General features: G+C 67.1%; 10 protein-coding genes, 1 tRNA gene and 1 other RNA gene. 5 read left to right on the top strand and 7 right to left on the bottom strand.

The genetic code is table 11. The features are described from left to right. Window positions 1-72: 72 nt before the first annotated feature. Window positions 73-984 carry a neutral zinc metallopeptidase gene (locus tag ACTWPB_RS01325; protein ID WP_446223933.1) on the bottom strand — a complete coding sequence of 304 codons (912 nt, stop codon included), beginning with the start codon at window positions 982-984 and terminating at the stop codon, window positions 73-75. Window positions 985-1,262: 278 nt separating this feature from the next. Here ACTWPB_RS01325 and ACTWPB_RS01320 point away from each other — a divergent pair, with 278 nt between their 5' ends. Continuing rightward, window positions 1,263-2,897 (top strand): DUF2207 family protein, encoded by a 1,635-nt coding sequence (locus tag ACTWPB_RS01320; protein ID WP_446223932.1) that lies wholly within the window; start codon window positions 1,263-1,265, stop codon window positions 2,895-2,897. Window positions 2,898-3,011: 114 nt separating this feature from the next. On the opposite strand, the gene ACTWPB_RS01315 is transcribed toward ACTWPB_RS01320, so the two are convergent. The 3 genes from ACTWPB_RS01315 to ACTWPB_RS01305 form a co-directional block, all read right to left on the bottom strand. Further along, window positions 3,012-4,292, bottom strand: coding sequence for an ROK family protein (locus ACTWPB_RS01315; protein WP_446223931.1), 1,281 nt, complete (start codon window positions 4,290-4,292; stop codon window positions 3,012-3,014). A 371-nt stretch (window positions 4,293-4,663) separates the two neighbouring features. Continuing rightward, on the bottom strand, window positions 4,664-5,365 hold the full coding sequence (locus ACTWPB_RS01310; RefSeq protein ID WP_446223930.1) for a hypothetical protein: 702 nt from the start codon (window positions 5,363-5,365) through the stop codon (window positions 4,664-4,666). 104 nt (window positions 5,366-5,469) lie between these two features. Beyond that, window positions 5,470-6,048, bottom strand: a complete 579-nt coding sequence (locus ACTWPB_RS01305) for an HhH-GPD-type base excision DNA repair protein (protein WP_446223929.1) — start codon at window positions 6,046-6,048, stop codon at window positions 5,470-5,472. A gap of 40 nt (window positions 6,049-6,088) precedes the next feature. Between ACTWPB_RS01305 and ACTWPB_RS01300 the strand changes: the two genes are divergently transcribed. Then, complete coding sequence (locus ACTWPB_RS01300) at window positions 6,089-6,946, top strand: methyltransferase domain-containing protein (RefSeq protein WP_446223928.1); 858 nt, start codon at window positions 6,089-6,091, stop codon at window positions 6,944-6,946. A 156-nt stretch (window positions 6,947-7,102) separates the two neighbouring features. Here ACTWPB_RS01300 and ACTWPB_RS01295 read toward each other — a convergent pair whose 3' ends face one another. The 3 genes from ACTWPB_RS01295 to ACTWPB_RS01285 form a co-directional block, all read right to left on the bottom strand. After that, complete coding sequence (locus ACTWPB_RS01295) at window positions 7,103-8,392, bottom strand: aminotransferase class I/II-fold pyridoxal phosphate-dependent enzyme (protein WP_446223927.1); 1,290 nt, start codon at window positions 8,390-8,392, stop codon at window positions 7,103-7,105. A 165-nt stretch (window positions 8,393-8,557) separates the two neighbouring features. Next, an RNA gene (gene ffs / locus ACTWPB_RS01290) (signal recognition particle sRNA small type) lies at window positions 8,558-8,652 on the bottom strand. 26 nt (window positions 8,653-8,678) lie between these two features. Further along, window positions 8,679-9,251 (bottom strand): TetR/AcrR family transcriptional regulator, encoded by a 573-nt coding sequence (locus ACTWPB_RS01285; RefSeq protein WP_446223926.1) that lies wholly within the window; start codon window positions 9,249-9,251, stop codon window positions 8,679-8,681. Between the two features lie 157 nt (window positions 9,252-9,408). On the opposite strand from ACTWPB_RS01285, the gene ACTWPB_RS01280 reads away from it, so the two are divergent. The 3 genes from ACTWPB_RS01280 (at window position 9,409) to ACTWPB_RS01270 (ending at window position 11,278) form a co-directional block, all read left to right on the top strand. Further along, entirely contained in the window at window positions 9,409-10,413 is a 1,005-nt protein-coding gene (locus ACTWPB_RS01280) for a hypothetical protein (RefSeq protein WP_446223925.1), read from the top strand. Window positions 10,414-10,480: 67 nt separating this feature from the next. Next, window positions 10,481-10,565: transfer RNA gene (locus tag ACTWPB_RS01275), tRNA-Ser, on the top strand. 284 nt (window positions 10,566-10,849) lie between these two features. Continuing rightward, complete coding sequence (locus tag ACTWPB_RS01270) at window positions 10,850-11,278, top strand: DUF5994 family protein (RefSeq protein WP_446223924.1); 429 nt, start codon at window positions 10,850-10,852, stop codon at window positions 11,276-11,278. Window positions 11,279-11,280: the final 2 nt, after the last annotated feature.

Here is an 11,280-nt window from a genome sequence, read left to right as displayed (position 1 = left end):
ACACCGTCGGCCGCCAACGCTACCGGTGTGGCACACGAGTCCGGCCAGAAGGCCCGGAGAGGCGGGACAGCCTTAGTTCACTTCGCTCGCGGACACTGTGAAGGTGTTGCACTGAGCTGTGAGGTTGCGGTTGAGGCCCGTTTCGAACCACTGGCCGCCGTGCTCGGCGGTGCCGTGGTCGCGCATGTCGCCGGGGCCGTCACCGCGGCCGTAGGAATCCTTGGTGGCGACCGTGACCTGCGACGAGGTCAGCGCACCGCCGCCCTTCGAGGAGGCGATGAACATGCCGTCGAAACAGTTGGCCTGCAACTCGACTCGGCGCGAGAGCTCCAGGCCCTTGGCCGAGCGGGCGCCCGCATCGACACGCTCGCTGTTGGCCTTGCGCAGGATGCCCGACTGGGCCTGCACGTGGTGGCCGTACTCGTGCGCGAACACCGACAGGTACACGACCCAGTTGTCGCGGAACTGCTCGGTCTGCAGCTGGCTGATCGGCATGTAGATGGTTTTGTTCGCCGGGCAGTAGAAGGCGGCGAAGTTACTCGTCGATCCGGTGCACGGGGTGCTGATGCCGTCGGTGGTCGCGGTGATGTTGAGCGTCGGCGACTCGAAGGGCAGATTGTTCGCCGCCAGTAGCGGTTTCCACGCCGATTCGAGGCACGTCGCGGCCGATTCGAAGAAGGCGCGTGCCTTGTCGACCTGGGTGCCCCACGGCGCGTAGTTGCACGATGCCGGGACCAGGGTGCCGTCGGAGTCGGTGAGCAGCGGGTTGTCGCCGGTCGCGGCCGGCGCGGTACCGGGCGTAGGGGTGTAGGTGGTGGTCGGTTTGGGGCCGATCGCGCCGATGCCGAGGTCTACGCCGGTGTTGACAGCGTATTTCACCAGGCCGCCGACCAGCAGGAAGATGACCACGAGGATTGCCGAGGTGAAGCCACCACCGCGCTTACGCGGCGGCGGAGTAGGCCTGCCCGGCGGGCCGTAGGGCATGGGCGGCGGGCGATATCCCGGCGGCGGACCATACGCCGGACGCTGCCCGTAACCCTGTGGATAACCCTGAGGCTGTGGATAACCGGGCTGCCCGTATCCCGGTTGTGGCCGATATCCCGGGGGCGGACCATAGCCAGGGGGTGGTGGAACCGGTCGTCCACCTGGGCCGTTCGGCCCATAACCGTACGGTGGTTGAGTCACTCCCCCGTACCCCCCTCGTCTCATGAGTCGTCGACAGCCGCTGACGCAGAATAGCAAGCTGTCTAGAGTAAGCACCCATGCTGACTTTTCGGGGGGGCGCCGCGGGCGCGCTGCTGCTCGCTGCGGCGGGTTTGCTCGTGGCCGCGCCGGTAGCCCACACGCAGCCCGAGACCACCGGTGTTTCGATCACCGCCGACCTCACGCTCACCGAAACCGGTGTGCTCGAGGTCATCGAAACTGTCTCGGTGCCTGCCGAGGGAAATTTCACGATGTCGCTGCCGCTGCGCCTGAAGGTCGGTGACGATGTCGAGCGGGTCTTCAAGGTCACCGATGTGACCGCAACCGGTGCGGGCACCGCGACCACCGTGAACGACCAGTTCGTCGTCGAGGCCAAGCCGGGCGAATCGAAGTTCACGTATACGGTGCACAACACCGTCTCCGATATGCCCGGCACACAGGTGTTCCACTGGCTGGGCGTACTCAACGCCGACATCGCCGTGCTCGACGTCTCGGTGATCAGCCCGAGTTTCCAAATGGGCATCGTGGACTGCAAACTCGGCGCCGCGGGCAATGCCAAGCCGTGCGCCGATGTCCACACCGAACCCGACGGCGTGCTCTACCTGCACCAGACCGACCTGCGCAAGGGCGATGCCATCGACCTCACCTTGCAGATGCCCCCCGGCACCGTGCCCGCGAATGCCGATGTGCGCGGCGGAGGTACGGGTCCGTTCGCCTTCACCACGCCCGTGCTCGCCGCATTCGGCGCTTTCCTGCTGGCCTTGGCGGGCATGGTCGCCTACGTGCTGCTGGCGCGCAAGCGCGCCGCCGCCGCGGTCGCGGGCAGCGATGCCTTCGATCCGCTGATCCAGCAGGGCGGCCGCGTCGAGTTCACCTCCCCCGATGGCGTGCTCCCCGGCGAGGCGGGCCTGATCATCGACGAACACGCCGACCCGGTCGACATCGCCGCCACCGTCGTCGATCTCGCCGTCCGGCGCTATCTGTGGATCACCCCGGTGAACGCGCGTGGCGAGGACGATTGGCGGATCAGCCGCGTCAACGCCCCCGACGACCAGTTGCGCGACTACGAACGCACCGTCTACGACATGCTGCTCCCCGAGGGCACCGACACCGTCGCCGTCCGCGAACTGCGCGCCCCCGGCCGCCTGCACCTGGAAACGATCCGCACCGCCATGCGCAACGACGCCGTCGCCACCGGTGCCTTCGCCGACCCGAAGCAGCGTGCCCTCCCCCGCTGGATCGGCGCCGCCCTGATCGCCCTCGGCCTGATCATCACGGTCGCACTCGCACTGACCGCGGGCCACGCCCTGGTAGGCGTAGCCATCGCCCTGGCAGGCGGCGCGGCGATGCTGCTCCCCAACTACCTCCCCACCCGAACCCCCCTCGGCGACACCGTCGCAGGCCGAATCCGCGCCATGCACCGCGGCCTCGACACCGTCACCCGCGACCGCATCCCCGCTATCGACCAGGAAACGATCTTCTCCCGCGCCCTCCCCTACACGGTGATCAGCGGCCGAGCGGACAACTGGATCCGCACCTTCCGCGACATGAACCCCGCAGCCGACTCACAACCGGGCCTCTACTGGTTCGCCGGCTACGACCGAGACCCCAATCTCCACCGCTTCGCCTCCCAATTCCCCTTCTTCATCACGGCTTTGGAAGGCGCTTGCAGTTCCGCCGCTCCGCGGATTTAGCGGGGAGCGGGGAGCGCTTCTGTCAGCTCCCGGCCTTGCGTCATGTGCGCAACGGCTGGGAGGTGGTTGGGGAGTTACCCGTGTTCTTGCGTGATCGGTGGGTTCGGGACGGACCTAAACCCGGCGGATAGCCGCCAACGGGTCGGCGTACAGCGCGCTCAGCGAAGTAACCACCGCGGCGAATTCCTGTACCTTCCCGCCGAATCCGCTGATCCGGATATCGGTAGCGGCCAACTGGGTGCTCTGCGAGAACGCCCGGGCCACATGTCCCAGCGCGGGCCGATATCCCGTAAAAGCCTGGCCGCCCAGCACAACTCGGTCCGGGTTCAGCATGTCCCGAACCAGCGCGACCGTCTGCCCGAGCATCGTGGCCCGCTCGGCGAGCAATTCCCGTGCCGACTCGGACCCGGACTCAGCCGCCCGATACAGATCGTTGATCGTCGTCCCAGCGGTCCCGTTGTGCGCCGGAATGATTCCGCGACCGACGGCCCGAGCTTGCAGCGCCCGATCACCGACGGTCACTTCCAAGCACCCACGCCGCCCGCACGTGCACTGCACGTCGGACCCCGTCGGCAGATGCGCGATCGACCCCGGCCCGTTGCTCGGCGTATGGACCCGACCGTCGAGAGTGACGGCGATGCCCGCGGTCTCACGAACATAGAAGTAGAGGCTGCTGCCGTGCTCGGCAGCGGGAAGTTCGGTATCGGGCTCGGGGCGGCGCGCATCGAAGGTCGGCAGCAGCAGCTCCGAAGCCGCCATCGCCTCGACGTGCCGTGCGACGGAAACCGGCAGCTCGAGCACATCACCGAGCACCTGCCCGATCGGCGCGCCCTTCCATTCCAGCTTCGGATGGTCGACCACACCGCTCTGCGGATCCACCCGCCCACCGATGGCGACACCCGCCCACAGCGGGGTCCGCCGATGCCACCGCTGCAGGAACGCCTTGGCGCTGCGAGCGACGGTGGTGACCGCGAATTCCTGCCCGGTCTGCGGAGTGGCGATGGCAAGCCCGCCGAGGATCCGCCCCCGCAGGTCAGCGGCGACGATTTTCGTTGCCTCGGCACCGATATGGATGCCGAGCGTCAGGTAGGCGTCGTGATCGATCTCGAACGGCACCCGCGGCCTGCCGACAGCACCCGCGGCGGTCAGATCGGGCCGCTCACGCAGCAGACCCGCCGAAAGCAGTGATGCCACTTGCCGATTCACGGTGGCGATGCTCAAACCCGTTGCGCGCGCGGCATTGTCACGCGAAACCGGACCCGATGCCGCGGTTCGTAGCACCGCGGCGGCGGGATTGTCGCTACGCCGCAGCTCCGGCGGCACAACGGGGCGGGAAACACGAGGACGACCGGCGCCCGCACGGAAGGCGGGGCGATCGATGATGGGAGCAGACATAGGAAGTTCCTTGCTGAAATCCCGTTGTCCCAACGGGATTGCCTACACGTATGACGTGGCAGCCAGGGAGCCGGAAAGACTCAGCCGCAGGAGCAGGAACGACACAGTTCACGCGTCAACGGCAACCGCAAGCCCAGAGCGGCGGTCACGTAAGTGACCCGCTGAGTGGTGAGGTGGTTACCGGACATAACAATCAAGTTAACACCGAATCCGAACCCATCCAAGCCAAACCGGCGAATTGTGCCGTGTAGCACAGCGAATCCCCAGTTCAGAGCGTTGCGTCGCCCGCGTAATGCAGCGCGTGTCGGCCCGAGACGGCAAAGACCCCTCCCGGAACCAGGGCTCCGGAAGGGGTCTGAATACCCGCGTTGCTACTTGGCCGGGGGCGTGAAAGGGGCGGAGATGGTGGTGAAGTACTGGATCGCAGCACCGATCGCGAACGGGGCGGTCACGAAGATCTGGCCGCCGATGACACCCAGGAAGCCGACAGCGGCGGCACCGGCGACGCAGCCGGCGAGGGGGCCCGCGCCGAACAGGGTCAGCAGGGCACCAGTCAGGACCAGGCCGGCCGCAGCACCGGCGATGCAACCGATGGCCGCGCCGCCGAGGCCACCGACGAGGGTGCCGATGGTGGCGCCCATGGAGATGGTGGAGGTCAGACGGCTCCAGGCAGCCTGCTCACGCTCGTACTCGGTCTTCCAGGGAGCCTTGTCCTCGTAGGGGAGTGCGACGGGCTTGTAAACAGCCTTGGCCGGGTCCAGCTGCGGGGTCAGGGTGGCGGTGTTGCCCGAGATCTCGGCCGCGATCGGGAGCTCGTACTCGTCGAGGCGGAAGCTCAGCGGGGTGCCGGTGACCACGGTGCCGTTGGCGGCCTTGATCTTGAAGACACCGTCTTCGACGACGAGCGAGCCCGCATCGGTGGTGATGACGGCCTTGGACTCGTCGACGACCTCGGCGGAGTAATTGATCGCAGCGGCTTCCTGCTCAGCCGGAGCCGCGACAGAGGTACCCGCGGAAACACCGGTTGCCATCGTCAGGAGTGCCGCAACCACGGCGAGCTTCCTCATCTTCATAAACTTGCCAATCCCTCATCTTGGTGGAGCTGTTCGAGTTGCAAGCTTCGAGCAGATCCACCCACAGGACGAGGGAAAAAAGCAGCGAGATCTTAACTATGAATTCATTTCGAAGCTTTGGCCGCGGCTTTGGCCTGCTTCTTGAATTCCCTTACTTCCGACAATGTTTCAGCGTCGACGACATCGGCGACCGAGCGCCGTGACCCCTCGTCGCCATAGGATCCGGCCGCTTTTCGCCAGCCGTCCGGCTGCACGCCACGTTGTTTGCCGAGCAGCGCGAGAAAGATCTTCGCCTTCTGCGCCCCGAACCCCGGCAGGTCCTGCAACCGGCGCAGCACCTCCTTGCCATCGGGGTCGTCCGCGGTCCAGATCCGCGCCGGTACACCGTCGTAATGCTCGATCACATACTGGGCCAGTGCCTGGGCGCGCCGCGCCATCGACCGCCCGTAGCGGTGAATCGCGGGCGGGGTCGCCGCGAGTTCCTCGAATTCGGCCGGATCCGCTTCGGCGATGCGGTGCAGATCGAATCCGCCCATGCGCTCGGCGAGTTTGCGCGGCCCACGAAACGCGTGCTCCATCGGGTATTGCTGGTCGAGCAGCATCCCCAGCAGTAGTGCGAAATCGTCGGTGCTGAGCAGTTCGTCGGCCTCGGATTCCTGCGCGAGGCACAGCGTGCGAGTCATACATTCATCGTGACACACTTCACCAGTAGCCTCTGAGTCCATGCTCATGAGGACTGCTCCCACTCTGGCGGTGCGTATGACCGATTACACCCCACGACCGGCCCGCTTCGACCAAGCGGCCCGGGATCAGCTGATCGACGCCCATGATCTGGACCTCGCCCAACCCGGTATGCGCGCGCTCGGCGCCTGGAGTCACGCCGCGCTGGCGCTGCGGCCCGGCGAGAGCGCTCTCGATGTCGGGTCGGGGACCGGATCGGAGGTGTTCACCTTCGCCGAAGTACTCGGGCCCCATGGCACCGCGGTCGGCGTCGAGCCGGATCCGAATCTGCTGGCCTCGGCGCAGCGCCGTGCGGTCGAGTCCGGGTCGAGCGCGGCGTTCGTCTCCGGCGATGCCTACGGCCTGCCGTTCGGCAACGGCACCTTCGACGCGGTGCTGTGCGAGCGGGTGTTCCAGCACCTCACCGCGCCCGCGCGGGCGGCGGCCGAGATCGCCAGGGTGCTGCGGCCCGGTGGTCGCGCGGTGGTGGTGGACTGCGATTGGGCGACCGCGATCGTCCATCCGGGCGACCCGCGGGTGGTGAGCGCGGTGATCGACACCCTGATCTCCTCGACCACCAATCCGCTGTCGGGCCGTCGGCTCGCCGGACTGCTCAGCGGCACCGGGCTGGTGGTCGACGAGATCGGCTCGCACGCACTGGTCCAGGACCGCACGGTCGGCGCGGGTGCCCTGGTGCGCCGGATCGCGGACCTGACCGTCCTGCGCGGGGTGATCACCCCGGCCGACCGCGACCAGCTCCTCGCCGACCTACAGGCCGGCGCCGAACAAGGCGACATCCACATCTCCGTCACCCTGTTCGGCGCCCTTGTCCACAAACCGACTCGAGGCCAGCCCGCGTAAAACCTTCCTTGGTACGTCCACACCTATGTGTCCCTACCAAGGGCGGGGCCCGCCCTGATCTGGACTGACCGGAGGGTGCGACGAAGGAGTACCCGGAGGGAGGGAAGATCAGGGGCCCGAAGGGCCCCGCCTCGAGCGCGCCAGCGCTCCAAAGACTCAGCCCTTCAGGAGCTTTTCCGTGGCGGCGAGGAGCACGCAGGTCGCGAGTCCGTCCATCGCCTTCTCCAGTTCCGGCAGTTGCGGGAAGCTGGGGGCGATGCGGATGTTCTTGTCCTCGGGATCCTTGCCGTACGGGAAGGCAGAGCCCGCGGCGGTGAGCGCGATGCCCGCCTCCTTGGCCAGGGCGATCACCCGGGACGCGGTGCCGTCGAGCACGTCGAGGCTGATGAAGTAGCCGCCCTTCGGCTCGGTCCACGACGCCACCTTCGAGGCGCCGAGGCGGTCTTCCAGGATGCGGCGCACGAGCGCGAACTTGGGTTCGAGCAGCGCGCGATGCTTCTGCATGTGCTCACGCACGCCCTCGGCGTCGGTGAAGAAGCGCAGGTGGCGCAGCTGGTTGAGCTTGTCGGGGCCGATGCTCTTCTTCGCGGCGTGCGAGAGGTACCAGTCGACATTGGCCTGCGACGATCCGAAGAAGCTCACGCCCGCGCCCGCGAAAGTGATCTTGGAGGTCGACGCGAACACCAGCGGACGGTTCGGGTTGCCCGCCGCCGCGGCCAGACCGAGTACGTCGACAACCGGGGCCGCGGTGTCGGTGAGCGGGTGCACCGCGTAGGCGTTGTCCCAGAACAGGCGGAAGTCCGGCGCCGCGGCGGGCATCGAAACCAGTTCGCGGACAATCTCTTCGGAGTAGACGACACCGGTGGGGTTGGAGTAGTTCGGCACCGCCCACAGGCCCTTGATCTGCGGATCGCCGGCCAGCAGCGTCGCGATGGCGTGGGTGTCGGGGCCGTCGTGGCGCATCGGGATGGTGATCATCTCGATGCCGAGCGCCTCGGTGATGGCGAAGTGACGGTCGTAACCGGGGGCCGGACACAGCCATTTGATCGGCTCGTCGTCGACCCAGCGGCGCGGGGAGTCGGGGGTGCCGTAGAGCATCGAGAACACGATGATGTCGTGCATGATCTCGAGGCTGGCGTTGTTGCCCGCCAGCAATCGCTCGACCGGGATGCCGAGCAGTTCGCCGAAGATCGCGCGCAGTTCCGGCAGACCGGTGAGGCCGCCGTAGTTGCGGCAGTCGGTGCCCGAGCTGTCGCGGAAGTCGCCGTCGCCCGGCAGGGAGAGTAACGACGAGGACAGGTCGAGTTGTTCCGGCGAGGGCTTACCTCGGGTGAGGTCCAGCGTGAGCTTCTCGGTCTCGAGCGTCGCGTAGTTCGCGGTCTGGGACTCGTGCTCGGACACGAGTTCCTCGTGGCTCATCAAACCGATCTGCGTTTGCCGGGGCATCCTGGGCAGCCTTTCGAAGCAGCAAGGGGGGTGCACGCTGTGCGTGCTGACACCCGCAACGTTACCCGGCGGTTGCTCGGAATCGGCGGGGTATCCGGGCCCGGATCAGGCTCGCACGCTGCGAAGGTGCGTAGGCCGATCAGTCGGAGGCGGGTCCCCTGAAATTAAAGGGGACCCCGCGCACCCGGCAGAGCCCGTTGACCCTTGCTGCCTTCCGGCCCTGGGGGAGTTCACAGGATGCTCGCCGCGCGGGATCCGTCGGCCAGTGTAGCGGTAGTTCTCGCTACTAGCGATTCCGGTCTTCGAACAGCAGGTCGGCGGCACGGGTGAGGACCTCGACGCGAGTGCGGCCGCCGTGATCGGCTGCCAGGAAGTGGCTGCCGATGGTGGCGCAGAAGGCGAGCAGGCTCCTGGCTTCTACCTCATCGGGATCTTCGCAGAACACGCCGATCGTCTCGCGCAGCAACGCCATTCGCGCGTTGTCGACCCGGCGCAGGCGTTCGGCGACGTCGTCGTCGCGGCGGGCCCAGTCGCGGATCGCGAGGTCGATCGGGAGCAGTCGATTGCTGGAGAACGTGAGCAGCCCGGCCACCCGCGCCTTGGTTTTGGGGTCGAGACCCGCGTGCTCGACCCGCTCGAGCACCTGGTCGGTCGCCTCGCTCTCCCACACGTCGAGCATCGCGGTGAGCAGTGCGTCGCGGTCGGCGAAGTAGCCGTAGAACCCGCCCTTGGTCACGCCGATGCGTTTGGCCAGCGCCTCGATCCGGACGGCGTCGACGCCCGAGGACGCCAGCACGGCCAGACCTTCCTCGACCCATCTGGCCCGGGGAGTTCGCGCGGTACCCACGACGTGTTCCACCTCATATCCATCCAGCGACGACCACACCCGACCAGTCGATCCTCGAGTGTACGCAGCCGTATAACCACCGCGCTGACGGTGACGCTGGCTACGATCTATCCGATATCGGCAGCGGGGGGTTCGGTGTTCCCCATGAACTGGAGAGGGGGGCCCGATCGTGACCGGCCCGAATCAGCGACCACCCGGCGACGGTGTGCCGCCGTCCGACCCTACCGTCGCGTGGTGGGAACGACCAGGCGACGGCGCAGGTCAGAACCCCGCACAAGCCGACCCGACGGTACTGCGCGGCAATATCGGCGCGCCCGGCCCGTACACCGCACCGCCGGCGCCCTATCAAAGCGGCGCGAACCCCCAGCCCTATATCCCGCCGCCCGGGCCCTACCAGAGCGGCGCGAACCCACAACCGTTCGCACAGCCTCAGCAGTTCGCGCAGCCTCAGCAGTTCGCACAGCCGCAAGCGGGCGCGTATCAGGCGCCGCGGCCGCAATGGGGCGCACCGCCGCGGCCGCCTTCCTCGGGCAACAAGGCGGTGTGGTGGATCGTGGGTGGCACCATCGTCGCGGTGGGCGTTCTCGTGATCGGGCTGATCGCGTTCACGGCCAACAAGGTCGAGGACAACCCCTTCGGACCCGATCCGGATAAATGGGCGGGCAGCTACGTCTTCAAAGACGGCAAGAACGCTTGCGACCTGGTCGATCTCACCGTGCTGAACCAGTGGGCGTCCACTCGCGAGACGACCACCCACACCGAGCGCGGACCGTCGGAGTACATCGGTGGCGGCTCCTACGACTGCGACGCCAAGAACAAGGAGTCTGGCCGCAACGCCAACGAAGCGAGCTTGGGGCTCGAGGTCGAGTTCAAGACCGAGAGCGAGAGCGAGTCCGACTATTCACGCTGGAAGGGCTACGACACCAAGACCACCGGCAAGGACTACGACCACGGTGCGGTGAGCGGTCTCGGCACGGAGGCCTACTACGCCAGCGAGCAGCGCATCTACGGCTCCATCCCGAACGACTACTCCATTGTGGTGGCCGCGCACGACAGCAACATCTCGGTGAAGGTGGAGATCGAGGTGTCGACGATGCGCACCGTCGACAAGGCCGCGATGCGCACCGCCGCCGAGACGCAGGTCCGCAAGGTGCTGGCGGCTTTGAAGAAGTAGCAGGTCAGAACCGGTCGCGGGGGCCCGGTTTGGCATCGACCCCCTGCGACCCGCTATGCTGCTCCACGGAGGATTCGCCTAGTGGCCTATGGCGCTCGCCTGGAACGCGGGTTGGGTTAACGCCCTCAGGGGTTCAAATCCCCTATCCTCCGCAACAGCAGGGCCCTGATCGGTTCGCCGGTCGGGGCCCTGTTCGTTTAATCGGTGGATCTGTCAGTGGGCTTCCGTAGAGTGAGCCCCGATGGTGCGGGAGACCCCCACCACACCCACATACCGTCGTCGCCGCCCCAACACACATGTGCGTGCCGACACCGTGCGAAGCATGATGACGCTGCGCAGTGGGTACCCAGCCTTCGCGCCGGTCCGAGTTCGGACCGCGCCGGTCGATGCCGTCAGCGGTATCGACCGCACAGAAATCAGAAAGTAAAAGAACGAAGTGAATACATCACCAGAAACGAGCATCGGACGCGACGCGTCCGGGCCGATCCGGCTGATGCTGCGTGACCGCACAGCCACCACGGGGCCGATCGACGGCGCCTGGTGGCCGCGAACCGACCAGCCGATGACCGAGTTGCACCAGTTGGTGACCGCCGTCGGACCGCGGATCGGCAAGCTGGCGCGGCTCGGATTCGACTGGACCACCAGTGAATCCGGTGACAGCACAGCCGCCAACGAACAGGCCGCGCGCATCATGCACGTGGTCGGCAGCAACGGCGCCGCGCTCGCGCTGCTGGTCATCCCCGCGGCCACCGAGGCACCCGCCGCCCGCAGCCAGATGCGCTGGGCGGCAGGCAAACCGCGCATCCAGGACCCGGCGCCCGCCGACACCGCGGCCGACGGGCCACGCACCCTCGTGCAGATCTAGGC

The sequence above is a fragment of the Nocardia sp. IBHARD005 genome (genome assembly GCF_052814245.1).
This window is presented reverse-complemented; position numbering and strand designations above follow the sequence as displayed.